This is a genomic window from Streptomyces sp. NPDC054047 (assembly GCF_055585065.1).
The window spans coordinates 209,995-235,398 of sequence record NZ_JBVJKV010000002.1 but is presented as its reverse complement, the minus strand read 5'-3'; the positions used below and the strand labels follow the sequence as shown (position 1 = coordinate 235,398).

The following is a 25,404-nucleotide window of genomic DNA, read 5'->3' as shown; positions in this document are numbered from 1 at the left end:
TTCGATGAGTACGCAGGACCCGTCCCCCGCGACGACGGCCACCGCCGCCCGCCTCGCCTACGAGAACTCCCTGGCCATCGCCGCGCGGGACGCCGCCCATCGCGCGCTGACCGAACAGCTGCTCCTCGTGCTCGCCGACACCCTGGACTCCTTCGACCGGCTGCTCGCCGCGGGGACGGCGCCGGACCCGGCCGCGTACCGCGGCAGCCTGGAGCTGATCGCCCGGCAGCTCGAAACGGCCATGGCAGGACAGGGGGTCGAGCCCGTGGGCCGGGTCGGCGAGCGCGCCGATCCGGCGACCCACCACGTCGCCGAGGTCCGCACCGCGCCCGGAGCGGCCGACGACGAGGTCCTGGAGATTCTGCAGCGCGGATACCGATACCGGGGGCACGTCCTGCGCGCCGCCCGGGTAGTTGTCGCCGTGCCCGGCGACGCCGAGCAGGGAACGGAGCGTTCATGAAGGCCATCGGCATCGATCTCGGCACCACGAACAGCGCGGTCGCCGCCCACGACCCGCACCGCGCGGACATCGCGGTGCTCACCAACAGCAAGGGCGAGCGGCTCACCCCGTCCGTGGTGGGCCTGGCCCGGCAGGACCGCCCGCACCAGCCGCTGGTCGGCGAGGACGCGCTGAACTGGGCGATCAGGCAGCCCAAGGACACGGTGGTGTCCGTGAAGCGCCTGATGGGCCGGGACTTCGCGGACACCTCGGTGGCGGAGGCGCGCGGCAGGCTGAGCTACGAGATCGTGCCGGGGCCCGACGACGACCCGCGCGCCCACGTGGTGCTCGGCGAGAAGACGCTGACGCCCGCCGAGGTCTCCCGGATGATCCTGGAGAAGCTCGTCCAGGACGCGACGCGGACCCTGGGCGAGCAGGTGACGCACGCCGTGATCACCGTGCCCGCGTACTTCCGCGACGCCCAGCGCGCCGCGACCCGGGAGGCGGCCGAGCGTGCGGGCCTGGTGGTGAAGAAGATCGTGGACGAGCCGACGGCCGCCGCGGTCGCCTTCGGCCTGCACAAGCCGGGCGGCGAGCGCAGCCGCGTCCTGGTCTACGACCTGGGCGGCGGCACCTTCGACATCTCGGTCCTGAACGCGGTCAAGGACCGGGAGGGCAACAGCCAGTTCCAGGTGCTGCGTTCGGCGGGCGACATCTGGCTCGGCGGCGACGACTTCGACCTCGCCATCGTCGAGCGGATCATCCAGTGGATGCGGGACGAGCACCAGGTCGATCCTTCGGGCGACAAGGCGTTCCTCTTCCAGGCGAAGAAGGCGGCCGAGCGCGCCAAGCGGGAGCTGAACGATCTCGACGAGACGTACATCGTGATCCCGGCGGCCTACCGCAGCCAGAAGGGCGTGCTCGACGTCGAGATGACGCTCTCCCAGGGCGAGTTCAACGCGATGATCGCGCCGCTGGTGTCCCGGACGATGGACCTGGTGAGGGAGACCCTGGGCCGCTACGAACTGGCGCCCACGGACATCTCCGACGTGCTCCTGGTGGGCGGCGGCACGCTCACGCGGCCCGTCTACGAGGCGGTCGAGGCGTTCTTCGGCAAGGACAAGGTCCGCAGGAACATCAACCCCATGGAGTGCGTCGCGTTCGGCGCCGGGGTGCTCGCCGAGACCCTGGACGGTGTGGAGTGCCCGGACCCGCAGTGCGCGAAGGTCAACGACGACTCCGCGCAGACCTGTGAGGACTGCGCCGAGAGCCTGGTCAACGCACGCCCGGTCGGCTCGACGGGCCTGTACGAGTCGACGCCCATGGCGATGGGGATCGCCGCGGTCAAGGGCTCCCAGCGCGACGTGTTCGTCGAGATCATCCCGGCGGGATCGCCCTATCCGCTGCCCGAGCCCCGGCAGCGGACCTTCCACGCGACCGACAGCCGCCGCATCCGCGTCCCGGTCTACGAGGGCGACAGCCAGGTGGCGAGCGAGAACCACGAGCAGGGCGTCGTCGAGTTCGACCTGCCGCAGGAGATCGAGGTCAACCGGCACGTGGACGTGTCGTTCAACTACTCCGCCGACCGCATCATCACCGTACGCATCAGTGTGCGCGGCACGGACATGACCCTGGAGGCGACCCCGAACCGGGAGCGGCCGCGGACCCCGCCGCCGGAGACGGGCGCGGAGGTCGACAGCCATGTGCTGCGCGAGGAACTGGGGTACGCCGAGCGGGAGGCCGACCACTTCCTGAAGCGGTACGGCACCTACATCGAGCCGGTGCAGGCGATGAAGGTGCGCAGGGACATCGAGCAGGCGCAGCGGGCCGCGGCGATGGGTGACAGCGGCGAGTACAAGCGGCTCACCGAGCTGCTGCTCGACGACGTGTTCCACCAGTGCGGTCTGGCGAGCCAGTTCCGGCAGGCAGAGCTGGCCTCGGAGGGCGCGCCGCCGGACACGGTGCGGCAGATCAACGAGGCGGTCGACTTCGTCAAGCAGGCCCACCGGCAGGGCAACCGCGTGCAGACCGCGCAGCAGGCCCGCAACCTGCGCAGCCTGGTGGCGGTGGCCCAGTCCGAGCGGCGGGTGCAGCAGCTGCCCGACCGGCCCGACTACGGCGGCATCCTCCAGGTCGGGGAAGACACGGTCGACGGATGACACAAGCGGTGGGGCGCGCCCCCGTGTGCCTAGGGCTCGACTTCGGCAGTACGGGCCTGCGCGCACTGTTCGCGCTGCCCGGCCAGCCCGCGCGGCGGCTCGACGCGGTGGTCGGCGACTGGCCGTGGCCGCTGTGCGAGCCGGCGCCCGCGGGCGTGCTGCCCGTCTCCTTCCCCGGCCTCAAGAGCAGGCTGGGCAGCGGGCGGCCCGTCCGGGTGCGGGGGACGTCGTTCCCGCCGGAACGCCTGGTGGTGCGGACGCTGGGGCTGCTGCGGGAGCGTCTTGAGGCGGAGGCGGAGGGGACGGTCGCGCAGACCGTGATCAGCGTGCCCGCGGGCTATCAGTCGGCGCAGCGTGCGGCGCTTCGGGACGCGGCGCGGGAGGCGGGGCTCGGGCCCGCTCGGCTCATCAGCGACGCGATGGCCGCGGTCGTCGGGCACGCGTCGGAGCGGGACAGCGGCACCTTCCTCGTGTACGGGATGGGGTACGAGGGGTTCGAGATCGGCCTGGTCCGCGGTGTGCGGGGGCACTATCGCGCGCTCGGCCACGAGGGGGCGGCGACCTCGGGCGGGCGCGCCTTCGACGGGGAGGTGCTTTCGTCGGCGGTACGACTGCTGCGCAGGCACCGGGGCCCCGGATCGGTGTCGGGGGTGGACCCGGAGCTGTGGCTCGCGCTACGGGCGGGGGCGCAGGAGGCGCGGGAGGCGCTGAGCAGGCCGGGGAGCGCGGGGGCCGCCGAGCTGTCCCTGGACGTCGGCACCGGGCCGCCGTTGGAGGTGCGGATCACGCGGCCCCATCTGGACGCCTACCTCGCGCTGCACGTGCGCCGCACGGTGGACCGCGCGCGGTCGCTGCTCGACCAGTCGGGGATGACGCCGGCGGACGTCGACACGCTGCTCCTGACGGGCGGCAACACCCTGATGGAGCAGGTCGGTTCGGGGGTGGCGGAGCTCGGCGGGCACCGGGTGCAGGCGCCGCCCGAGCTGCTCGCCCTGGGGGCGCTGAAGCACGCGGTGCGGCTCGCGGGCGGCGCCGCCGGGGCCGCCGCGCTCGAGGAGGGCCCGCTGGAGCCCGCCGATCCGGCCGACGACACGCTTTCGGAGGCGCCCGCCCTGACGGCCACGCTGGTCGGGGTCGGGGTCGGGGTCGGGAGCGGGAGCGGGAGCGGGGAGCCGGGGCGGGGGGCGCCGCTCGGGGACGTGGAGCGGGCGCGGGCCCTCGCGGGGCAGGGGCGCACGCAGGAGGCGGTGGCGCTGCTGCGGGAGATCGCCGCGGAGGCGGGGGCGCTGCTGAAGACCCTGGCAGCGGAAGCACGCCAGGTGGCCGATGAGCCGGACACGCCGCCGCCCGCCGACCGGTTGGCGCTGCGTCAACTGGCGCGTGCGGAGAGCCTGTTGGAACTCGGACGGTACGACGACGCCGTGCAGGCCTCGCACGCGGCGTGGCTGGGGGTGGCCACCCAGGCCGCCGGTGCCGACGTGCTCGACGCGATGATCGACGTGCACTGCGCTGCCGCGATGGCCGACACGGCACCCCGGCACTTCCCCGACGCCGAGCGGTGGCTGCGGTGCGCGTACAGCCACGACCCGACCAGTGAACGCGTGCGCGGGCTGCTCGCCGAGCGCACCTACCGGCACGCGGTCGAAATACAGCGTCTCGGGGGGCGCGATGAGGCGATTGAGGCCCTGGGGAAGTGCCTCACATGGAATCCTGAACACGCCGATGCCGAGGCCCTGTTGCGGCGGTTGAACCGCGACGGGAGCAACCGGCGAGGCCCGAGAACAGGGGGAAGCGTTTGACGCCCGCAGAACTGCTGGACAAGCAGAGACTCGTCGACGAGTTGCAGCGTCTGGCAGCCCATCCATCACTCGCGCCCCGGTCGGCGGAGCTGAAGGTCCTCGCGCAGGACTTGGAGCCGGAGCACCAGCTCGACCGGTGGGCCGAGGTGGACCTCGTGGACGCCTACGTACGCCCGGAGAGCGTGCTCACGCCGCCCACCGGGCAGGCCGTGCGGCACGACGGGCGCCTGGAGGCCGCGCTCGGCATCCTCGTCTTCATCCCGCTCCTGGTGACGTGGTTCGGGCTGCGGGAGGCGGTGCGTGCCTACGGTGAGCTGAGCAAGGAGGACCCCAAGGAGTCGACGCGGCCCTTCCTCCAGCTGTGGCAGTCCGGCTTCGGCGGGCACCTGTCGGCCCTCGGCCGCTTCGAGAACGTCGCGCTGATGGCGGTGCTCCTGATCGCCCTCCTCGTCCTGCTCTCGGTGTGGCACGCGCGGGTGCGGGCTCGCACCGACCGGGAGGAGACGGAACAGCAGGGCGAGCGGGAACGGCTGCTCGCCGAGCTGGCGTCCGTCCTCACGCGTACGCAGATGCTGCTCGCCCCGCATCGGAGCGCGTCTCCCCAGCAGTTCACCTCAGAGCTGACCAAGGCGGCCACGCAGATGCGGCAGCTCGCGTCGAAGGCGGAGACCAGCCACAGGGCGCTGACCGGCACGACGACGGCGGTGAGCAGGTCCATCGACGCCCTGAAGGCCGCGGCGGACGCGCTCACCCTCGAAGTGCCGAAGCTGGGCGTCGCGGCATCCCGTATCGAGCAGACCTTGCGCGACGGCCGGACGGCGGCGGACAGGGCGAGCGTGGCCGAGGCGGACGCGGCGCGCGGGATCGCCGACCGCGTCAAGGCGGCGGGCGACACCGTCGAGACCTCCCTGCGGTCGCTGATAGCGGCCCAGCAGTCGCTGGTCACCAAGTCGGAGTCGGTGGCCGCGGCCACCGACCGGGCCTCGCAGGCGCTGGTCGCGAGCACCGGGCGCACGGGCGACGCGGTGGACGGGATGCGCGAGGCGACGGAGCGGTGGGACGCGGCGGCGGCGCACTGGCAGGACGCGGCAGCGCGGCTCGACGCGCGGATCGGGGTGCTGGTGGGGGCGTCTGCCCTGCCGGAGGCGTCTGCCCTGCCGGGGACGGCGACCGTGCCCGCGTCGACCGGAGGCGAGGGGAACGGGTACGCCTGGGGCGGCAGTTCGAGCGCCGGCTCCAACGGCGACCCCTTCGGGGGCCATGGGTACGGAGCCGACATGAACGGCGGCGCTGCGGGCGGCGGCTCGAACGGGCAGGGCGCCGACGGGCCCGCCGATGACGCCGACGACAGCCTCCGCAGCGAGGCGACCCGCGTCCTGCCCGCCCGGGGGCGTCGCATCCCCTCCCCCGCCGAACCAGTCGACCCCGTCGAGCCCGCCGACGCGCCGCCGCAACCCCCGCACCAGGCGCCCGGCAGGAGTGACGCGTGAGCCGACCGCGGCGCCGGGGGCGGATCAGCGTGGTGGTCCTCGCGGGGTGGCTCTTCGCCGATCTGCTCCTCGTCCTCGCCCTGGTGTCGATGGCCGACCGCCCCGACCCCCTGGCCGACCGCCCCAGGGCCAAGGACGGCACGAAGCCGTCGCCGTCCGCGTCACCCACCCCGACGGGCCCCCGCTCGGTGGAGCTGCAACCGGAGGAGTTCCGGGTCAAGGGCACCGACAAGGGCGATCTCACCGCCCAGATCCACAAGAACACCGGGAAGTGGGCGGACCGCGAGGCGGCGCTGGTGCTGACGTTCGGCGGCTCCAGGAACGGCGAGGCGTACGCGCACCGCGTCAACTCGCTGCTCGGCAAGGGCCGTCCGGGCATGTTCACCAAGAAGACGGCGACGGACGACTTCCACAACCTGGGCGACCCCGCGTCGACGGCGAAGGTCAGGGTGTACTTCTACACGACGCCGGGCGGCTGACCCATGACGAACTGGCACCCCGGCGATCGCCCGCCGGACGACGGCCTCTCCGGGCTCCCCCTGCCGAGCCTGCCCGCCTTCCCCGCGATGCGCGGCTACGTCCAACTACACGCGACCATGAGGAAACTGGGCTTCCGGCACGCGGCCGACGCCCTGCGCGCCCCCGCGCCCGCGCACGCGTCGGGGAAGTCGACGCAGGCGCTGTTCGGCACCCTGCCGCAAGCCGAGACCGACGACGGCTTCCGCGTCCTCGACGGCCTGTGGTTCCCCGCCCGCGGCGGCCTGTGGCAGCGCGTCGACCTGGCGTACGTCCAGCAGTCCCGCGCCCGGTGGCTCGCGTCGGCGCACCCGCGCGCCATGGACGCGGCGGCCGTCGTGGACGTCCTGGAGACCGTCGTGCGCGACGACCCGATGGGCCTGCGCCGCATCGTGCTGTGGGAGCTGTGCTGCCGGCTGAGCGACGGCACCACGGAGAGGAAGTCCGGGGCTTCGCCGCCCGCCGCCGCGCACGCCGTCGCCCTCGGCGTGCACCGCGCCGAGGCGGGGCCGCTCGTGGACGCCGTCGCCGCGGTCCGCTTCCCGGCGGCGGGCGAGGCCAGGGACGCCGCCGAGACCCTCAACGACATCTGGCCGGGCACCCGTCTCCGCGAAGCCGAGCGGCTCGCGCGGCTGATTCCCCCGGCCCCCACGGATCACGTGCTGGCCGCCCTGCTCGACGCCCTCCACGCCCGGTCCACCGAGGTCCACCACCTCACCTGTACCGCAGCCGAGTCGGCGAGCCGGGGCGACCTCCGGTCCGCCGCCGACGCCTGGCTCGGCGCCCTGCGGCAGGCGCGCGACGACGTGGACGCGCAGGCGGGTCTCCTGGGCGTCGCCGCGCTCCTGGCCGACGGACCCGGCACCTCTGTGGAGTCCGAGGTGACGGCCGCCGTCGGGGACCGGACCGTACGACTGTCCTGGCGCGCCCCGAGCCGTGGCCGGGACACGGTGTCGTACCGCGTGCTCCGGTACGTCGAGGGCGCGCCCGAGCACGCCGTCGAGGTGTCGGCGGACGGCACCGCCCTCGCGGCGGTCGACCTCGATCCCCCCACCGGACGGCCGTTGCGCTACGCCGTGTTCCCCATGCTCCGGGGCCGCGTCGCCGGGGTGCCGCGCGTCACCGCGCGGGTGCTGCTCACCCCGGACGTCGCGGAGCTGCGCGTCGAAGCGGTGCCGGACGGCGTGCGGGTGCGGTGGCGCCCCGACCCGGCGGCCCTGGAGGTCCGTGTCGTGCGGACGGCCGACGGCGACAGCGGCCCGGCACAGCGGGTGTTCTGCGAGCACGACCAGCTCCTGGACACCCCGCTCGCCGTCGGCCTGTACGTCTACGAGGTGCGGTGCGGCTACCCGGGGCCCACCGGCCGTCTCGTCTGGTCGCCGGGGCGCACCGTCACCGCCCGCGTCGAGCGCTGGCCCTCACCGGTGGAGGAACTCAGCGTCCGGCGCCTCGACGACGGCCGCGTGCGCATCGCGTGGCGACCGCCGTCGCGCGGTGAGGGCCACCTGGTGCCGTGGTTCACGCACCCCGTGCCGCCGGGCGCGGACGTGTCCGAGCATGTCGGCCGCCTCGCCTCGCCGGACGGGGCGCCGGCCACCTCCGTCGACGTGCTGCCGCCGCCCCGTGAGCGGCTGCGGATGACGGCCGTGAGCGTTCTTGGCGACCGCGCCGTCTCCGGACCGAACGTCGTCGTCGAACGGCAGGGCGAGGTACGGGACCTGGAGGTGCGGCGGGTGGCCGCCGACCGCGCCGAGCTGCGGTTCGACTGGCCCGAGCCCGCCGTGCTCACGCTCATCTCCTGGGAGGACGGCGTACGCGGCGGTGAGCGGCGCGTGGCCCGCAGCCAGCACCTCTCGGGGCAGGGCGTGGCGCTCCAGGTCTCCCCGGCGGAGTGCCGCTTCACCGTGACCGCGCTGCCACGGCCGGACGCCGTGGCCATCGGGGCGCCCTCCGCGCTGGCCGTGCTGCCCGCCGCGCCGCCACCGGTGCCGGTGGCGGCGCCCACGTCCGCCCCCTGGTGGCGGACGTGGTGGCGGCGGTGGCGTCCGAAGCAGACACCCGCCGCCCCCTTCTAGCCCCGCCTGGCCCCGCCCACCCCTTGCAGCCCCGCCTGGTCCCGCCTAGTCCCGCACCTCCGCCTCCGCCCCGCCCCCGAACTCCAGGAGCAGCCCGGCCCGCAGGGCGATCGTCCGCCCCGGCTCCACGTCCCGCACGGTCCCGTCGTCCTTGCGCGCGGTCCACACGTCCTTGGTGTGGTTGGTGAGCCCGAACCTGCCCCGGTTCTGCGGGTGTTCGGTCACCTCGCCCACGACGGCCCGGAAGTCGTGCCGCTCGGGGTACTCGACCAGGTGATGGGCGTAGACCCGCGCGTTCGGGGCGAGCCGGATGCCGCGCCGGGTGCGCGACGTCCCCGTACCCGTGACCAGTTCGAGCCGGGGCGGAAGCACCAGCGTGCGACCGCACTTCCAGCAGTCGGGGGCCGCGCCGTCCGGTTGCGTGAGGTTCTGCTTGCCGCACGAGCCGCACTGGGTGATGGCGTCGAGGACCTGGCTCAGGGCGTCGCACCACTGCGACTCGCGCACCCGCTTGACCGGTGTCCGTACCCCCTCCGTGAAGGTACGGATGAACAGGTCGCGCAGGATCGGCGGCAGCGCGCCCCAGGTGGCGAGCACGGTCGGCTGCTCGCCGGGGACGGGGCGGTTGCGGGCGTCGGACGGGTCGTAGACGAAGACCGGATCGGTGCCGTAGAGGCGGCGCTTGGCCGCTTCGTCCATGCAGCGGATCTGCAGGGCCTGCGCGCCGTTGAACGGGTGGTCGTTCATCAGGAGCAGGAAGAGCAGCACCGCGAGCGAGTGCAGGTCGGTCTGTGTGCCGGGCTGGGCCCCCTTGTCGCGGCGGACCAGCTCGGGCGCCATGAAGTCCATCGTCCCGGCGACGGCCGCGGACTCGCCCTCCACCACCGCGTTGTCGTTGTCGCAGACCAGGACGTCCCCGGTGCGCGGGTCGAAGAAGATGTTGCCCCAGTTGATGTCGCGGTAGGCGATGCCCCTGGAGTGCAGCGAGCGGTAGGCCTCGACGGTGTGCAGCGCCACGGTGACCAGCGTGCGCATCGTCGCGGCGGACACCGAGGGATCGCGGCGGAACAGCGCGGGCAGGTCCTGGAAGCGGGCGGGCCGTACGTCCATGAGATAGCCGAAGCCCGCCGCGCCGCTCTTGGGGCCCTCGGGGTCGAGGACTATGGCCGTCGGCCACAGGAAGCGGTCGTCGCTCCAGCCGCGTGCGATGAGCCCTTCGAGGATCTGCCGCTGGCGGGCGTCGGCCAGCTGCGGGTAGTACCACTTCAGCGCGCGATCGCCCTGTGGTGTCGTCACGCGGTAGACCTCGCCCTGGCCGCCGGAGCCGAAGAGCTCGGCGACCGTCACCTTCTCCCCCGACTCGGCCACCAGGGTCTTTCCGGCGGCGAGCATGCCGTTCACCATGCGGTTCCTTTCTCGGCTTCCTGTTCGGCTGAGCCTTCGGGCCCAGCGGGTGCCGTGGCCGCGAACGCGCCCACGAACGTCGTGTCGTCGCCGGAGTACTTGGCGGCGCGCTCCAGCCAGTCCGCCAGCTGCGCCTGCACCGCGGGCACGCCCTGCCCCGCGGCGCGCTCGGTGACGCCGGTGGCGAAGTCCAGGAACCCCTGGTGGTCGGCGAAGCTCTTGGAGAGCCCGTCGGTGGACATGAGCACGGCCGGTGGCGCACCCGCGGTGAAGGGCTGCCAGTGCGACCGCATCTTGCGCCAGGGCTCCGGTTCGCACAGCGAGTCCGTCTCGTCCCCCATGTCGGGCCCCGTCGAGAGCGGTGTGTGCGGGGTGCCGTCCGCGTCGACCAGGACGATGTCACCGTCGCCCAACTGCCAGCAGAACAGCATGCGTTCGGTGAGGACGGCGCCGATGAGAGTGCTGCCGTACACGGCGAGGTCGGGCGCATCGCGGGCCGCGTCCGGCAGCAGGCGTCCGCCGTGCGCCGGGGAGTTCCAGTCGTGCAGGAGCACGCGCTCGCGCCAGCGGTGCGCCACCTGCTGCGGCAGCCTGCGGGCCTCGGCCCGCAGGCCGGTCCAGCCCGTCGCGTCGGCGCCGACCCGCACCACTTCCCGCGCGAAGTCCTCGGCGCACGCGGTGAACTCCTCGACGGCCCACTGGGAGCCGAGGTCGCTGCGGAAGTGCGCGCCGGAGCCGTGCCCGTCGGCGACGGTGAGCACCGCGGCGCGTCCCTCCGCCACGGAGAAGGCGCCGCCACTGTCCTGGCTGTACTTCTTGCCGACTCCCTTGACCGTGGCGCCGATGATGGCCCAGCCGCCGGTCCCCGCCCGAGTCCGCTCCGGTGCCGAAGGCGCACCTTCCGGTGTCGAGGGCCCGCTCACCAGATGTCGTCTTCGTCGTCCTTGGTCAGCGGCGCCGGTCCCAGCGGGGACGCGGGCCTCGCGTCCTCGACCTTCGGCGTCGACGCGTCCTTCACGACGGCCGTCGACATCCAGCGGATGGCCGCGGCGAGCTGGCGGGGGTTCTTGGCCTGGAGGGGCTCGAGCTCCGGGTTGCCGAGGAACTCCTTGAGCATGCTCTTGTCCGCGTCGTCCCCGATGGCCACCGCGACGCGTACGGCACGCTTGCCCCACGGCGTCGCGTCGATCTCGCGCAGGCCCGCCCGCCAGTCGTCGGTGGGCTGCCCGTCGGAGGCGAGCGCGAGCACCGGGGGCAGCGCGCGCTGCGGCATCGGCGGGGTCTGCAGCGCGCCCGCCGCGAGCCTGAACGCCGCGCCCATGTCGGTGCCGCCGTACGTGTGCACGTCGTCCCACGCGAACTGGTCCACCGGGGTCGGCTCGCCCACGTGCCAACTGGCACCGCTGGCGAAGGAGATGGCGCGTACGAGCAGGGAGGCGGCGGGGTTGGACTCGGCCGCCTGCTGCATCTCGGGGATGGCCTCGCGGATGGCGAAGTTCAGCTCGCCGATCTTGCCGTTCACGCCCATGGAACCCGAGCAGTCGAGCATCCAGATGAAATGGACGGGGCGGTTCGCCATGCTGCCGCCGGGGAAGTTGTCGGCGGCCTGGGCGGCCTTGACGGTCACACTGGTGTCGCTGGTCTTCCTCACGCTGGTCCTCTCGCGCGTTCTCTGTGGATCAGGTCTTTTTCGGGGGCCGAGGTTCTAGGGGGCCGGGTGGCCGCAGTCGTGGCCGGGGCAGGATCCCGGCGGTCCCTGCGGCTTTGGCGGGCCCTGCGCCTCCGTCAGCCGGTTGCGCCACGCGTTCCACTCCTGGACGCGCTGCTGCCCCCGCCCGTGCGCGAGGCGGGCCAGCTCCGTGGCGACCTGGCTCAGCGTCCACTCGTCGAGCCCGGGCATCACGGGAGCCAGGATCTGCGACAGGAGTTCGTCGCTGACCCGCTGCCAATCCACCGTGACTCCGCGCCCGTGGCGCGGGCGCCACGCCTGGTAGAGCGCGGCGATGTGCGCGGGCTGGTGCGGCAGTGCGTGGATCAGCCCCTCGCGTACGCCGTCGTCGAGGAGCCGCGCGCGGTACTGCCGCAGCAGGCCGCTCTCCGCGTTCATCAGGAACCGCAGCCCCTGAGAGCGGCACAGGTCGACCGGATCCAGCCGGGAAAGGCCGCGGGCGACCAGTTCGTCGATCCCCTTGCGCAGGACGACATGGACGGGGGACGCCCGCCGCATCCGGCCGATGAGCTGGTCGACGGCGCGGTCCACGGGAACCCGCATCTCGGCGAAGTCGGCGGCCAGTACCAGGAGTTCGGCGGTGGCCTGCTCGCGCGGGCCGAGGCGCTCGGCGAGCAGCGCCCGCGCCAGGTCCACCAGCTCGTTGTCGACCCGGTCCGGCTCCTTGAGCCAGCCCACCAGACGGATGCCGAAGCCCGCTTCGATGATCAGGCGCGCCGTGCAGGTCCTTGCGAGCCGCATCACGTCGACCCGGTCGGGCTGCCGGCCGCCCCACACCAGGCGCCACAGCAGCCGCAGCGTCTCGGCGTCGTTCACCCGCCGCCCCGGCAGCAGCTCGGTCAGCGCGCCGAAGAGCTCGGCGCCGCGCGGCCCGCCGGGCTCCCTGCGCCAGCGTGCGGCCGCCTCGGCGAGACGGACGGCGAGGGGGGCGTCGTCGATGTGCTTCAGCAGCCACCTGCCCTGCGGCGCGTCGGCCAAGTCGCGCAGCCGGTCCAGCTTGTGACCCGTGAGGTTCTGGGCGAGCAGCTTCAGGACCCGCCGGTTCAGACCGGTGTGGCCAAGGGCCTCCAGGACCTCGACGGCTTCGGCGCACTCGCGCCGCCCGGGGTTGAGCAGCGCCCTCGCGAGCCGCTCCATCGCCTCGTCGAGGCCGCGCCCCGCGTCCGCGCCCATGGCGAGCGCCAGCCGCAGCGGCTCGGTCCAGGTCCGCACCGGCTCGCGCAGCCTGCGGCGCAGCGCGTCGTCCGCGCGCCCGCCGAGCTCGCCGCGAAGGCTCAGCCAGGCCTCGGTGCTCAGCGGGAGCCGTTCGCAGGCGGCGATGTCGGGCAGCGTGCCCTGGTCCTCGGCCACCGCCGCGTAGTGCCGGACCAGGGCGAGGGCGAGCGGCTCGGCCGCGGCGCGGTCCTCGTCGCCGAGGTCCCGGCACAGCGCGTACAGCTCGTCGACGACGGGACTGCCCGCGCTCTCCCGCGCCACCGACGCGGCATGGGCGCTGACGATGTCGCGGCGGGCCTCGCCGGACATCGCGGCCAACTGCCGTACGTCGAAGGTCGGGCCGGTCAGCGCGAACGGGTCGTCGTCGGCGCCCGGCTCGGGCGGTGTCCCCTCGATCCACTGCCGGGCGGTCACCTCGGCCCAGGTGTCGGGCACCGGCGTGCTTCCCTGGCCGCCGACCCCGTCGTGCACGCGGTAGAAGTGGTCGAGCGTCGGCCCGTCGAACCGGTCGAAGTCCGCGTCGGGTCCGATGCCGAGGATCTGCTGCGGCGCGCGCCGCGGCTTCGCGGTCCAGGTGCTGAACGTCAGCGAGGCGGCGTACGCGTCGGGCAGCGAGGCACAGGCGAGGGCGACCCAGTGGGCCACGGCCTCCGGTTCGTGCTCGGCGACGACGATCTGCCGGCCGGCCCGCTCGTCGAACAGCCGGCGCACGTCGGCCAGGAAGGGTTCTACGCGGTCGGCGTGCGCGCGGGCGAAGGCGGTCAGGCTTTCCGGGGCGACATCACGTAAGGGCCGGGGAAGTTCGGCGGGGCTGTCCGCGTACGCGACGTCGACGCGAAGCCCGCCGGACGCACCACCGGCAGTCGTACGGTCGGCTTTCGTACGATCGGCGGCCGTGCTGCAGAGCAGGCTGCCGCCGTCCGGGAGCCTGCTGCGGCTGAGGCCTTGACGGTGCCCGACGGCCAGCACGAGGGCGGCCAACTCCGTTGGTTCCAGGCTCTGTTGTTTCTCCTGCTCCTGCGGTCCCTGCGGTGCGGGGATCAGACGGACGGCTCCGGTGTCCGGCTCCTCGTCGAGCCGGTAGCTGAGACGGCGGATGGCCATGCCACATTCTGACCACCCGCGCGCCCCGATCGCAGGCCGTCCGCCAAGTTTCCCCTTTCCACGGGACGCACGTGACTCACCCGTGTCCCACTCCCGGGTGACGCCGTGCGCCCTTGCGGTACGGGTGCGTTGGGGCCACGGTGGTGCGCGGGCCCATCCACCGGCCCGTTCCCGACGTTGGTGCTGACGCTGATCGGAGTCGCCGTGGCCTCCTTCCCGCTCCCCCATGCCCTGTTGGGTGACGGCCCGCACAAGGTGATGGCCGTGCACGGCTGGTTCGCCGACCGCTCGGCGTACGCGCCGGTGCTCGCGGACCTCGACCTCGCCTCGTTCCAGTACGCGGTGGTCGACCTGCGCGGGTACGGCGACGCGAAGGACGCCACCGGCGCGTACACCACCTCCGAGGGAGCCGCCGACGTCGTCGGCCTTGCCGACCGCCTGGGCTGGGACCGGTTCTCGCTGATCGGCCACTCGATGGGCGGCAGCGTCGCCCAGCGGGTCCTCGCGGCCGCCCCGCACCGGGTCCGCAGGCTGGTCGGCGTATCGCCCGTTCCCGCCTCGGGCCTCGAACTTCCGCCCGAGCAATGGGAGTTGTTCTCCGAGGCGGACCGGCTGCCGGAGAACCGCCGCGCGATCCTCGACGTCACCACCGGCGGCGTACGCCCCGCGGCCTGGCTCGACCGCATGGTGGCGCGCTCCCTGGAGGTCAGCGACGCGAAGGCCTTCCGCGCCTGGCTGGACTCCTGGGCGCGCGAGGACTTCCACGAGCGGATCGAGGGAGCGACCGTGCCGGCGCTCGCGGTGGTCGGGGCCCTGGACCCGGCGCTCGGCGCGGATCTGATGCGCCGGACGTGGCTGCGCTGGTACCCGCGCGCCGAGCTCACCGAACTCCCCGAGGCGGGCCACTACGCGATGGACGAGACGCCGCTCGCCCTCGTCCGCGCCGTGGAGGACTTCCTGCGGGCGGACGGCGAGGACGGCGGCGGCGCGTCATGAACGTACGAGCGCTTCATGGGCGTACGGACACGTGAACCGGCCGCCGAGCGAGGCGAGCGGGCCGATCCCCGCACCCGTGGACGGTGAACTCACCGCCGTGCCCGATGTGTTCGACCCGCGGCAGTACGCGGCCGGGGTCCCGCACGACCGCTACCGCCTACTCCGCGACCTGCACCCCGTGGCGTGGCAGGACGAGCCGCCGGTGCTCGGCTGGCCTGCGGGGCCCGGCTTCTGGGCGGTCACGCGGCACGCGGACGTCGTCCGCGTCCTGAAGGACTCCACCACGTACTCCTCGCACCTGGGCGCCACCCAGATCCGCGATCCCGACCCGGACGACCTGCCGTTCATCCGCCGCATGATGCTCAACCAGGACCCGCCGGACCACGGTCGGCTGCGGCGCCTGGTCAGTCGCGCGTTCACGCCCGGACGCGTGGAGCGCTTCGAGTCCCTCGCCCGCGACCGGGCCCGCACCCTGCTTGCCGGGGCGGCGGCCCGCGCCCGTGCCCACGACGGAACCTGCGATCTCGTCACCGCCGTCACCGACGACTACGCCCTGCTCAACCTCGCCGACCTGCTCGGCGTGCCCGAGAGCGACCGCGGTCTGCTCCTGCGCTGGACGCAACGTGTCATCGGCTACCAAGACCCGGACGAAGCGGGAGAGTTGAGACTCGACACGGACGGCAAGCCACTCAATCCCCGCTCGCCCGCGATGCTGCGCGACATGTTCGGTTACGCGCAGGAGCTGGCGGCGCACAAGCGCCGCGCGCCCGCCGACGACATCATGACCACCCTCGCGACGGACCCCGAACTGACCGGTCCCGAGCTGGAGATGTTCTTCTTCCTGCTCACCGTGGCGGGCAACGACACCGTGCGGGGCGCGGCGCCCGGCGGTCTCCTCGCGTTCGCCGAGCATCCGGACGAGTACCGGCGCTTCCGCGCGGGCGAGGCCCCGGTCGCCTCGACCGTGGACGAACTCCTGCGCCACCACCCTCCCGTGCTCACCTTCCGCCGCACGGCCGCCCGGGACACCACGCTGGCGGGCCGGGCCGTCCGCGCCGGGGACAAGGTGGTCGTCTTCCACGCGTCGGCCAACCACGACGAACGCGTCTTCGCGGACCCCCACCGCCTGGACCTGTCCCGCTCCCCGAACCCCCACGTCTCCTTCGGCGAGGGCCCGCACGTCTGTCTGGGCGCACACTTCGCCCGGCTCCAACTCCGCGTCCTGTACGAGGAGTTCCGCGCCGCACAGCCCGCGCCGCCCCAACTGGCGGGCCCGCCGGTGCGGCTGGTGTCCAACTTCATCAACGGTCTGAAGTCGGTGCGGGTGGGACTGTCGGCGTAGGCGGCACCGGCGCGAGTGGCACCGGGCAGGCGTCGGATACGGTGCAAGATCCGGTTTGATGCCCTCCGCGCGCACCCCGCGCGCGCCACCCACGACGGAGACCCCCGCATGCACGGCGCAGCCGCCCCCGCAGCCGAGGACGAGCACCACGACGACGTCTTCCCGAACGTCGAGGCCCCCGAGGACGGCACTGCCTGGCAGGCGCCCGCCGACCTCGAAGAGCACCTGTACGAACTGTGCGAGGCCGACGACGGGTACACCTACCTGCGGGCGATAGCCGTCACCGGCCTGTACCGCCCGGTGTCGGTGGCCGACGTCGAGCCGGGCGCGACCGAACGCCCGGTCCTCACCGTCGACCTCCCCGACGGCCGCCGGATCGCGCAGATGTACACCGTGGGGCTGCTGCCGCGCCCGCATCCCGAGGTCGTGTACGAGTTCGTCACGCTGGGCACGCTGGCGGCCGAACTGCCGGACGACATCGACATCCTGGTCGTCAACGCGGCCACGCCCTGCCAGCAGTTCTATCTCACGACGGAGGACGAGCGGGAGGTCTGGGCGGACCTGCACGCCGATCTCTACGTCGACGGCCGTCTGCACGACCGCGTCGACACCCGCCGCACCGGCGCCCCGGAATCCCCCGTCCTGCTGCACGGCCTGGCCTGCGGCGCCCACCTCTGCTTCGCCAACGGCGACGCCTGGAACACCCTCGACTGGCACGGCGCGGGCTACAACTCCGAGGTAGAGCGCCTTGCGGAATGGTGGGGCGTGCACGGCCGCGCGGACTGGCTCGACGTGCAGGAGCGGCTCCTGAAGCGTGAAGTCAGCCCGTGGTACTGGGACTTCGTGCTCGGCGCCCGTACGTCGCTGATCGAGCAGTTCGGCCCGCGCGTCGACCCCGAGCTGTGGCGCCGGTGCGTGGAGACGACGATCCGCGACCGCGTGGCCGAGACCGGCGGCCACGACTCCCCGCACAGGACTGGCGACGACCCCGACCTGGACGACTTCGTCGCCGCGCTGCGCGGACTCGTCGGAAAGATCGTCCGCTACGAGTCGCGCTTCCGCGCCGACGGCCTGCTGCCGCCCGACGGCCACGTCCGCACGGTCGCGGCCTGGGACATCGGCCGCGCGTCGAAGATGGCCCGCTGGGGCAGGGGTGCGCGGTACGCGTCCCACGCCGAGCTGGAGGCGGCGATCGAGCGCGCGAGCCATGCGGCCAGGGCGGCGTACGCCTCCTGGGAGGAGTTCTCCGCGGGCTACGTCCTCGGCCGCTGCCTCCACTTCGACGAGGAGCAGTTCGGCGACTGGTACACGACGGTGCTGCGGGCCCACCGCGAGCTGGTCTCGGACCCGGACAGCCCGTGGCTGACGGTGCCGTTCGCGTGAGACGGCGGAGCCCCGGCCGCCGCTGCCCCGAGGCGCCCGGGACCACCCCGCTCACCTGAGCACCCCGCATCACAATCTGGTCTCGCTGCCCCTCCAGGGTCTTGCCACCCACCCGTGTAATCGATTCCAATCCTCCGTGTAATCGATTCCACAAGGAGGTGGACCGGCGATGGCGAGCATCAAGGACGTCGCGGCCGAGGCAGGCGTATCCGTCGCCACGGTCTCGCGCGTCCTGAACAGTCACCCCTCGGTCAGCCCTGCGGCCCGGGCCCGCGTCCTCGCCGCGATAGAGGGCCTCGGCTACCGCCCGAACGCCGTCGCACGCTCGCTGCGCACCGCCCAGACCCGCACGCTCGGCCTGGTCATCAGCGACGTACTGAACCCGTACTTCACGGCTCTGGCCCGCTCCGTCGAGGAGGCGGCCCGCGCGCTCGGCTACAGCGTGATCATCGGCAACGCCGACGAGCGGCCCGAGCTGCAGGACCACCACGTGCGCACGCTCCTGGACCGCCGGATCGACGGGCTCCTGGTCTCCCCCACCGACGGCGGCTCCCCGCTGATGCTGGAGACGGCCCGCTCCAGCACCCCGATGGTGTTCGTGGACCGCTGGATCCCGGGCGTGGACGTCCCCGTCGTCCGCGCCGACGGCCGCGAGGCCGTCCGTGACCTGGTCGCCCACCTGCACGCCATCGGGCACCGCAGGCTCGCGATCATCGCCGGGCCCGCGGCCACCACCACCGGCAGCGAGCGCGTCGAGGCCTTCCGCGAGGCACTGGGCGCGTACGGGCTCCCCCTGCCCGACGACCACATCGGGCAGGGCGACTTCCAGGCCGACAGCGGGCGCCAGGCCACCGAGCGGTTCCTCGCGCTGCCCGAGCCGCCGCACGTCATCTTCGCCGCCGACAACCTGATGGCACTCGGCGCGCTCGACGCGATCCGCGCGCACGGCCTGCGCGTCCCGCACGACATCGGGCTCGCCGCCTTCGACGACATCCCGTGGTTCGTGCACACCGATCCGCCGATCACCGCCATCGCCCAGCCGACCGGCGATCTGGGCCGGGCCGCCGTGCAGGCGCTGGTCGACCGGATCGAGGGCCGCAGCCCCCGGTCCGTCACCCTGCCCGCCCGCCTCGTCGTACGCCGCTCCTGCGGCGAGTCCCCCACCGACCAGAGGAGCACCACGTGAGCAGCCAGGACGAGTTGCCGCGCGACGCCGAGCGCGGCACCGACCGCACCCCGGACGAGCTGCTGCGGATCGAAGGCATACGCAAGACCTTCCCCGGGGTCGTCGCGCTCGACTCCGTGGACTTCGACCTCCGCCGGGGCGAGGTGCACGTCCTGCTCGGCGAGAACGGCGCGGGCAAGAGCACGCTCATCAAGATGCTCTCCGGCGCCTACCGCCCCGACAGCGGCCGCATCCTCGTGGACGGCAGGGAAGCGCGCATCCACGGCGCGCAGGACGCCGAGCGGCTCGGCATCGCCACGATCTACCAGGAGTTCAACCTCGTACCCGACCTCACCGTCGCCGAGAACATCTTCCTTGGCCGCCAGCCGCGCCGCTTCGGGATGATCGACCGCAAGGCGATGGAGGAGGCAGCCGAGAAGCTGCTCAAGCGGGTCGGCGTCCAGGTGTCGCCGCGTGCCAAGGTGCGTGAACTGGGCATCGCCCGGCTGCAGATGGTGGAGATCGCCAAGGCGCTCAGCCTGGAGGCCCGCGTCCTGATCATGGACGAGCCGACGGCCGTCCTGACGAGCGAGGAGGTCGACAAGCTCTTCGCCATCGTGCGGCAGCTGCGCGCGGACGGCGTCGGCGTCGTCTTCATCACCCACCACCTGGAGGAGATCGCCGCGCTCGGCGACCGCGTGACCGTCCTGCGCGACGGCCGCAGCGTCGAACAGGTGCCCGCCTCCACCGCCGAGGACGAGCTCGTACGCCTGATGGTGGGCCGCAGCATCGAGCAGCAGTACCCGCGCGAACGCCCGGACGCCGGGGGTGCGTTGCTCACCGTCAAGGGCCTCACCCGCGACGGCGTCTTCCACGACGTCAGCTTCGAGGTGCGGGCCGGTGAGGTCGTCGGCCTCGCGGGGCTCGTCGGAGCGGGACGGACCGAGGTGGCGCGTGCCGTCTTCGGCGCCGATCCGTACGACGCGGGCTCCGTCGACGTACGCGGCGAGCGGTTGCCCCGGCATGACGTGATCGCCGCGATGGGCGCCGGCATCGGCCTCGTACCGGAGGACCGCAAGGGCCAAGGGCTGCTGCTCGACGCCTCCGTGCAGGAGAACCTCGGCCTGGTGACGCTGCGTTCGGCGACGCGCTCCGGGCTCGTGGACCTCAAGGGGCAGCGCGTCGCGGCGGCGAGGATCGCCGAGCAGCTCGGCGTGCGGATGGCCGGGATCGGCCAGCACGTGCGCACGCTGTCCGGCGGCAACCAGCAGAAGGTCGTCATCGGCAAGTGGCTGCTCGCCGACACGAAGGTGCTGATCCTCGACGAGCCGACGCGCGGCATCGACGTGGGCGCGAAGGTCGAGATCTACCAGCTCATCAACGAACTGACGGCCTCCGGCCACGCGGTCCTGATGATCTCCAGCGATCTGCCCGAGGTCCTCGGCATGAGCGACCGCGTGCTCGTCATGGCGCAGGGCCGCATCGCGGGCGAACTCGCCGCGGACGAAGCGACGCAGGACGCGGTGATGGCCCTGGCCGTCAGCACCACCGCGGCCGTGAGTACCACCACAACGGAAGCACCCGCAGCAGTCCGGAACGGAACAACCGAAGGGGAGGCCTCCCGTGGCCACTGAAACGCTGAAGAGCAACGCGGGTGGCGCCACCGGTCTGCGCCGCGTGCTCCTCGACAACGGCGCCCTGAGCGCCCTGGTCGTCCTCCTGGTGGCGATGTCGCTGCTTTCCGGGGACTTCCTCACCACCCAGAACCTGCTCAATGTGGGCGTGCAGGCCGCCGTCACCGCGATCCTCGCGTTCGGCGTCACCTTCGTCATCGTCTCGGCGGGCATCGACCTGTCGGTCGGCTCGGTGGCCGCGCTCTCGGCCACCGTCCTCGCCTGGACGGCGACGTCGCAGGGCCTGCCGGTCTGGCTCGCGGTCGTCCTCGCGGTCGGCACCGGCATAGCGTGCGGATTCGTGAACGGCCTGCTCGTCTCGTACGGCAAACTCCCGCCGTTCATCGCGACGCTGGCGATGCTGTCGGTGGCCCGCGGCCTCTCCCTGGTCATCTCGCAGGGCAGCCCGATCCCGTTCCCCGACTCGGTCTCCAACCTCGGTGACACGATCGGCGGCTGGCTGCCGGTCCCGGTCATCGTGATGATCGCGATGGGTCTGATCACGGCCGTCATCCTGGCCCGTACGTACATCGGCCGTTCCATGTACGCGATCGGCGGCAACGAAGAGGCGGCCCGTCTCTCCGGGCTGCGCGTCAAGCGGCAGAAGCTCGTCATCTACGGCCTCTCCGGTCTCTTCGCCGCCGTCGCGGGCATCGTCCTGGCCTCCCGTCTGGTCTCCGCGCAGCCGCAGGCCGCGCAGGGTTACGAGCTGGACGCGATCGCCGCGGTCGTCATCGGCGGCGCGAGTCTGGCGGGCGGTGTCGGCAAGGCGTCCGGCACGCTGATCGGCGCGCTGATCCTGGCGGTCCTGCGCAACGGCCTCAACCTCCTCTCCGTGTCCGCCTTCTGGCAGCAGGTCGTGATCGGCGTGGTCATCGCGCTGGCGGTCCTCCTGGACACGCTGCGCCGCAAGGCGGGGGCGACCCCCGGTGCCTCGACGGGCGCGGCGGCGGGTGGCGGGAAGAAGGGGCCGCAGGTCCTGAAGCTCGGTATCGCGGCCGTGCTGGTGGCCGCCGTCATCGGCGGCATCTCCGTCTTCAACAACGGCTCGTCCTCCGGTACGACGACGAAGATCGGCATGTCGCTCTCCACCCTCAACAACCCCTTCTTCGTCCAGATGAAGGAGGGCGCGCAGGCGGAGGCCGAGAAGGCCGGCATCGACCTCACGGTCACCGACGCGCAGAACGACGCGTCGCAGCAGACCAATCAGCTGCAGAACTTCACCGGCGAAGGCATGAAGTCGATCATCGTCAACCCGGTCGACTCCGACGCGGTGGGCCCCGCGGTGCGCGGCGCCAACAAGTCCGACATCCCGGTGATCGCCGCCGACCGCGGCGTGAACAAGGCGAAGGCGGCCACGCTCGTCGCCTCCGACAACGTCGCCGGCGGCAAGCTCGCCGCGAAGACCCTCGCGGAGAAGCTGGGCGGCAAGGGCAAGATCGTCACCCTGCAGGGCGTGGCGGGCACGTCCGCGAGCCGCGAGCGCGGCAAGGGCTTCGCCGACGGCATCAAGGAGTACCCCGGCATCAAGGTCGTCGCCTCCCAGCCCGCGGACTTCGACCGCACCAAGGGCCTGGACGTCATGACGAACCTGATCCAGTCCAACCCCGGCATCGACGGCGTCTTCGCCGAGAACGACGAGATGGCACTCGGCGCGGCCAAGGCTCTCGGCGGCAAGGCGGGCAAGTCGGTCTCGGTGGTCGGCTTCGATGGAACCCCGGACGGACTCAAGGCGGTCGAGTCGGGGACGCTGTACGCGTCCGTGGCGCAGCAGCCGAAGGAGCTGGGCAGGATCGCCGTGCGGAACGCGGTGAAGGCTGCGCGCGGCAAGGACGTCGAGACGATGGTGAAGGTCCCGGTGAAGGTGGTCACGAAGACGAACGTGGCCGACTTCTCCTGAACCCCGACTCCATCGCGCCCCGCCGGACGAACGAACACAGGAGCTGGACCCACAGATGCACGAGCACGCCCCCGACGCCGACATCGACGACGCCACGTACGACCTCCTGGTCGTCGGGTCGGCCAACGCCGACCTGGTGATCGGCGTCGAGCGCCGCCCCGCCCCCGGCGAGACGGTCCTCGGCTCCGACCTCGCCACGCATCCCGGTGGCAAGGGCGCCAACCAGTCGGTCGCGGCGGCCCGCCTCGGCGCCCGCACCGCCCTGCTCGCGCGGGTCGGCGACGACGCGCACGGCAGGCTCCTGCTCGACTCGCAGCGCGCGGCGGGCGCGGACACGGTCGGCGTCCTGGTCGGCGGGGCTCCCACGGGCGTCGCGCTGATCACCGTCGACCCGTCGGGCGACAACAGCATCGTGGTCTCGCCGGGCGCCAACGCCCGGCTGGCCCCCGAGGACATCCGCGCGGCGGGCAGCCTGCTCGCCGCGTCCCGGGTGGTCTCCACCCAGCTGGAGATCCCCGTCGAGACGGTCACGGAACTCGTACGCACGCTTCCGGCGGCCACCCGCTTCGTGCTCAACCCGTCACCGCCGGCTCCCCTGCCGCGTGAAGTCCTCTCCGCCTGCGACCCGTTGGTGGTGAACGAGCACGAGGCGCGCTACATCCTGGGCACTTTGGGCGACGACGCGAGCCCCGCGGACTCCCCCGCGCACTCCCCCGCGGACTGGGCGCGGGCGCTGCTGGACCTCGGCCCCCGCTCGGTGGTGATCACCCTGGGCGCGGAGGGCGCCCTGACGGCGGACGGCAGCGGCTCCCCCGTCACCGTCCCCAGCCCGAAGGTGGACGCGGTGGACACGACCGGCGCGGGCGACGCGTTCACGGCGGCCCTGGCCTGGCGCCTGGGCCTGGGCGACGACCTCCCCACGGCGGCGGCGTACGCGGCGCGCGTCGGCGCGGCGTCGGTCACCCGGCAGGGCGCGCAGGAGTCGTACCCGACGGCGGCCGAGGTCCCTGCGCACCCGGCCCGAGGAACGGCGGCTCCCTCGGCATGAAGAAGACCGGCATCCTCAACCGCCATCTGTCCGGCGCCCTGGCCGAGTTGGGCCACGGGGACACGGTCCTGATCTGCGACGCGGGCATGCCCATACCGCCCGGGCCACGCGTCGTCGACCTGGCCTTCCGCGCGGGCGTGCCGTCCTTCGCCGAGGTCCTGGACGGGCTGCTCGCGGAGCTGGTGACGGAGGGCGGAACGGCGGCGGAGGAGGTCCGGGAAGCGAACCCGGCGACGGCCGCACTCCTGACCTCCCGCGTCACCCCCCTCACCCTGATCCCGCACGAGGAACTCAAACTGCGCACGGCGGGCGCCCGCCTGGTGATCCGCACGGGCGAGGCCACCCCGTACGCGAACGTGCTGCTGCGGTGCGGGGTGTTCTTCTGACGGCTCGGCCCTCGGCTTCCTGCAAGCTTTGGGCAAGCCCCGGGCAAGGCTTCCTCCCGCGCCCCCGGGCATCCCTGGCCGGAGAGTTGTTCTCACACAACACCGGGGGATCCCATGCCATCCGACACACGCCCCGCAAGCCCACGGTCCGCACAGTGGCTGACCCTGCCCGGCTGCAAACGCGTCCTGGTCGTCGTGCACACGGAGGTGTACGGCCGCCGGCTGCGGGACCTGCTGCCGCTGCTGGAGGCCGACCTGCGTGTCCAGGTCGACTTCACCATCGCACCGCACGCGTTCAACGCCGGCGCAGAGCGCTCCCTGCGGGACCTGGACAGCGCGGTCCTGCCGTGGGAAGTGGCGCTGCGCGCCGAGTACGACCTGGTGCTCGCCGCCGGTTCGCAGGGCGTCGAGCAGCTGCGCGGTCCGCTGGTCCGACTGCCGCACGGCGCCGGGCACATCAAGCTTTCACGGACGACCGACGACCGGGACCCGGGGGCGTCGCGGACCGTGAGCGGGATGGGGCGGCAGTATCTGGTGCGGGAGGGGAAGGTCGTACCCAGGGCGATGGCCCTCGCCCACCGCGACGACCTGGCCACGCTGGAACGGACGTGCCCGGAGGCGCTGCCCATCGCCGAGATCGTCGGCGACGCCACCCATGACCGAATCGTCTCGAGCCTTCCGCTGCGGCGGCGCTACCGAGCGGCACTGGGTCTGCGCCGCGGCCAGAAGCTGCTCCTCGTTTCCTCCACGTGGGGTGTCGGCTCGTCCTTCAACCGTCTCGACGCGCTGCTGCCGCGTCTCCTGACGGAACTCTCGCCCGCCCGGTACCTGATCGCCGTACTCGTCCACCCCAATGTCTGGTCCGGTCACGGCGACTGGCAGGTGCGATCGTGGCTCTCCGCCGCCCGGCGCCGCGGGATCGTGGTCATCCCGCCGGAGGCCGATTGGCGCCAGCCGCTGATCGCCGCGGACTGGGTGATCGGTGACCACGGCTCGGTCACGCTGTACGCGACGCTGACCCACGCGGCGATCCTGCTGGCCCGCTTCCCCACGGCCGACGTCGATCCCGCCTCCCCGGGCGCGGAACTGGCGAGGACCGCACCTGCCCTGTCCCCGGCCCACCCCCTGCCGGAACAGCTCGCCTACGCGCGCGCCGAGTACCCGGCGGCGGCGTACGCGCGCATCGCCCACCGCATCTCGTCCGAGCCCGGCCGCTTCGGCCGGAACACCCGGCGTCTGATGTACGGGCTCCTCGGCCTGGGCGAGCCCGCCTACGCGCCGCTGCTGCCTCCGCTGCCGCTTCCCACGCCTTGGGTGGGCGCTGGAGTGGGCGAGGTACCGGTGTGAGCGAGTCGCTGGTCGTCTGCTTCGAGGACCGCGGCTTCGAGGACCGCGGCCGATTCGACGCACGCACAGGCGAGACCTGGCGACAGTGCGCGGATGTCCTGTACGGATGCCGTCCGCGTTCCCTGCCCGACGCGGTGGGGCTGATACGGAAGGTCTTGGAGCGTTACCCGGGCTGTGCCCTTGCCATGGCTCCCAGCACTGACGGCTGCTGGGTGGCACGCGCCCGTCCCGGCA

19 protein-coding genes are annotated in these 25,404 nt (G+C 73.0%); 15 read left to right on the top strand and 4 right to left on the bottom strand.

Annotated features, from left to right (window positions below; genetic code table 11):
• The first annotated feature begins 4 nt into the window (after positions 1–4).
• From ACZ6ZP_RS07750 to ACZ6ZP_RS07725, 6 genes are read left to right on the top strand one after another with little or no spacing between them, the layout of a single operon-like run.
• Positions 5–460 (top strand): nucleotide exchange factor GrpE, encoded by a 456-nt coding sequence (locus tag ACZ6ZP_RS07750; RefSeq protein ID WP_351158474.1) that lies wholly within the window; start codon positions 5–7, stop codon positions 458–460.
• Complete coding sequence (locus ACZ6ZP_RS07745; RefSeq protein ID WP_351158472.1) at positions 457–2,598, top strand: Hsp70 family protein; 2,142 nt, start codon at positions 457–459, stop codon at positions 2,596–2,598. The genes ACZ6ZP_RS07750 and ACZ6ZP_RS07745 overlap by 4 nt, the downstream gene beginning before the upstream one ends.
• On the top strand, positions 2,595–4,397 hold the full coding sequence (locus ACZ6ZP_RS07740) for an Hsp70 family protein (RefSeq protein ID WP_469405972.1): 1,803 nt from the start codon (positions 2,595–2,597) through the stop codon (positions 4,395–4,397). Before ACZ6ZP_RS07745 ends, ACZ6ZP_RS07740 begins: the two co-directional genes overlap by 4 nt.
• Entirely contained in the window at positions 4,394–5,887 is a 1,494-nt protein-coding gene (locus ACZ6ZP_RS07735) for a hypothetical protein (RefSeq protein ID WP_469405971.1), read from the top strand. The genes ACZ6ZP_RS07740 and ACZ6ZP_RS07735 overlap by 4 nt, the downstream gene beginning before the upstream one ends.
• The gene (locus ACZ6ZP_RS07730) at positions 5,884–6,366 is read left to right on the top strand and encodes a hypothetical protein (RefSeq protein ID WP_351158465.1); all 483 of its coding nucleotides are present in this window, start codon (positions 5,884–5,886) and stop codon (positions 6,364–6,366) included. Before ACZ6ZP_RS07735 ends, ACZ6ZP_RS07730 begins: the two co-directional genes overlap by 4 nt.
• A 3-nt stretch (positions 6,367–6,369) precedes the next feature.
• Positions 6,370–8,478: a hypothetical protein gene (locus ACZ6ZP_RS07725; RefSeq protein ID WP_469405970.1), complete on the top strand. Its 2,109-nt coding sequence runs from the start codon at positions 6,370–6,372 to the stop codon at positions 8,476–8,478.
• A gap of 45 nt (positions 8,479–8,523) precedes the next feature.
• Here the strand turns inward: ACZ6ZP_RS07725 and ACZ6ZP_RS07720 are convergent, their stop codons facing one another.
• From ACZ6ZP_RS07720 to ACZ6ZP_RS07705, 4 genes are all read right to left on the bottom strand, one after another.
• Positions 8,524–9,882: a protein kinase domain-containing protein gene (locus tag ACZ6ZP_RS07720; protein WP_351158460.1), complete on the bottom strand. Its 1,359-nt coding sequence runs from the start codon at positions 9,880–9,882 to the stop codon at positions 8,524–8,526.
• Positions 9,876–10,805: a PP2C family serine/threonine-protein phosphatase gene (locus tag ACZ6ZP_RS07715; RefSeq protein ID WP_361470746.1), complete on the bottom strand. Its 930-nt coding sequence runs from the start codon at positions 10,803–10,805 to the stop codon at positions 9,876–9,878. The genes ACZ6ZP_RS07720 and ACZ6ZP_RS07715 overlap by 7 nt, the downstream gene beginning before the upstream one ends.
• Positions 10,802–11,461, bottom strand: coding sequence for a vWA domain-containing protein (locus ACZ6ZP_RS07710; protein ID WP_351159337.1), 660 nt, complete (start codon positions 11,459–11,461; stop codon positions 10,802–10,804). The genes ACZ6ZP_RS07715 and ACZ6ZP_RS07710 overlap by 4 nt, the downstream gene beginning before the upstream one ends.
• Positions 11,462–11,587: 126 nt before the next feature.
• Positions 11,588–13,930: a GTPase-associated protein 1-related protein gene (locus ACZ6ZP_RS07705; RefSeq protein WP_469405969.1), complete on the bottom strand. Its 2,343-nt coding sequence runs from the start codon at positions 13,928–13,930 to the stop codon at positions 11,588–11,590.
• A 204-nt stretch (positions 13,931–14,134) separates the two neighbouring features.
• Between ACZ6ZP_RS07705 and ACZ6ZP_RS07700 the strand changes: the two genes are divergently transcribed.
• From ACZ6ZP_RS07700 to ACZ6ZP_RS07660, 9 genes are all read left to right on the top strand, one after another.
• Positions 14,135–14,926: an alpha/beta fold hydrolase gene (locus ACZ6ZP_RS07700; RefSeq protein ID WP_351159335.1), complete on the top strand. Its 792-nt coding sequence runs from the start codon at positions 14,135–14,137 to the stop codon at positions 14,924–14,926.
• Between the two features lie 76 nt (positions 14,927–15,002).
• Positions 15,003–16,268: a cytochrome P450 gene (locus ACZ6ZP_RS07695; protein ID WP_361470761.1), complete on the top strand. Its 1,266-nt coding sequence runs from the start codon at positions 15,003–15,005 to the stop codon at positions 16,266–16,268.
• 108 nt (positions 16,269–16,376) lie between these two features.
• Entirely contained in the window at positions 16,377–17,651 is a 1,275-nt protein-coding gene (locus ACZ6ZP_RS07690; protein WP_469405968.1) for a DUF1266 domain-containing protein, read from the top strand.
• Between the two features lie 169 nt (positions 17,652–17,820).
• Positions 17,821–18,837: a LacI family DNA-binding transcriptional regulator gene (locus tag ACZ6ZP_RS07685; protein WP_351158449.1), complete on the top strand. Its 1,017-nt coding sequence runs from the start codon at positions 17,821–17,823 to the stop codon at positions 18,835–18,837.
• On the top strand, positions 18,834–20,450 hold the full coding sequence (locus tag ACZ6ZP_RS07680; protein ID WP_469405966.1) for a sugar ABC transporter ATP-binding protein: 1,617 nt from the start codon (positions 18,834–18,836) through the stop codon (positions 20,448–20,450). The genes ACZ6ZP_RS07685 and ACZ6ZP_RS07680 overlap by 4 nt, the downstream gene beginning before the upstream one ends.
• Complete coding sequence (locus ACZ6ZP_RS07675) at positions 20,440–22,389, top strand: ABC transporter permease/substrate-binding protein (protein WP_469405964.1); 1,950 nt, start codon at positions 20,440–20,442, stop codon at positions 22,387–22,389. Before ACZ6ZP_RS07680 ends, ACZ6ZP_RS07675 begins: the two co-directional genes overlap by 11 nt.
• Before the next feature lie 55 nt (positions 22,390–22,444).
• Complete coding sequence (locus ACZ6ZP_RS07670; protein ID WP_469405962.1) at positions 22,445–23,437, top strand: ribokinase; 993 nt, start codon at positions 22,445–22,447, stop codon at positions 23,435–23,437.
• Positions 23,434–23,823 (top strand): D-ribose pyranase, encoded by a 390-nt coding sequence (gene rbsD, locus ACZ6ZP_RS07665; RefSeq protein ID WP_361467874.1) that lies wholly within the window; start codon positions 23,434–23,436, stop codon positions 23,821–23,823. The genes ACZ6ZP_RS07670 and rbsD overlap by 4 nt, the downstream gene beginning before the upstream one ends.
• A gap of 114 nt (positions 23,824–23,937) precedes the next feature.
• Complete coding sequence (locus ACZ6ZP_RS07660) at positions 23,938–25,170, top strand: hypothetical protein (RefSeq protein WP_469405960.1); 1,233 nt, start codon at positions 23,938–23,940, stop codon at positions 25,168–25,170.
• The last annotated feature ends 234 nt before the right edge of the window (positions 25,171–25,404 follow it).

What these genes read in the sequence shown, in the direction of transcription:
- ACZ6ZP_RS07750 (WP_351158474.1), top strand. Translation starts at nt 5, where the DNA reads ATGAGTACGCAGGACCCGTCCCCCGCGACGACGGCCACCGCCGCCCGC.
- ACZ6ZP_RS07745 (WP_351158472.1), top strand. Translation starts at nt 457, where the DNA reads ATGAAGGCCATCGGCATCGATCTCGGCACCACGAACAGCGCGGTCGCC.
- ACZ6ZP_RS07740 (WP_469405972.1), top strand. Translation starts at nt 2,595, where the DNA reads ATGACACAAGCGGTGGGGCGCGCCCCCGTGTGCCTAGGGCTCGACTTC.
- ACZ6ZP_RS07725 (WP_469405970.1), top strand. Translation starts at nt 6,370, where the DNA reads ATGACGAACTGGCACCCCGGCGATCGCCCGCCGGACGACGGCCTCTCC.
- ACZ6ZP_RS07720 (WP_351158460.1), bottom strand. Translation starts at nt 9,882, where the DNA reads ATGGTGAACGGCATGCTCGCCGCCGGAAAGACCCTGGTGGCCGAGTCG.
- ACZ6ZP_RS07710 (WP_351159337.1), bottom strand. Translation starts at nt 11,461, where the DNA reads ATGGCGAACCGCCCCGTCCATTTCATCTGGATGCTCGACTGCTCGGGT.
- ACZ6ZP_RS07705 (WP_469405969.1), bottom strand. Translation starts at nt 13,930, where the DNA reads ATGGCCATCCGCCGTCTCAGCTACCGGCTCGACGAGGAGCCGGACACC.
- ACZ6ZP_RS07690 (WP_469405968.1), top strand. Translation starts at nt 16,377, where the DNA reads ATGCACGGCGCAGCCGCCCCCGCAGCCGAGGACGAGCACCACGACGAC.
- ACZ6ZP_RS07685 (WP_351158449.1), top strand. Translation starts at nt 17,821, where the DNA reads ATGGCGAGCATCAAGGACGTCGCGGCCGAGGCAGGCGTATCCGTCGCC.
- ACZ6ZP_RS07670 (WP_469405962.1), top strand. Translation starts at nt 22,445, where the DNA reads ATGCACGAGCACGCCCCCGACGCCGACATCGACGACGCCACGTACGAC.
- rbsD (WP_361467874.1), top strand. Translation starts at nt 23,434, where the DNA reads ATGAAGAAGACCGGCATCCTCAACCGCCATCTGTCCGGCGCCCTGGCC.
- ACZ6ZP_RS07660 (WP_469405960.1), top strand. Translation starts at nt 23,938, where the DNA reads ATGCCATCCGACACACGCCCCGCAAGCCCACGGTCCGCACAGTGGCTG.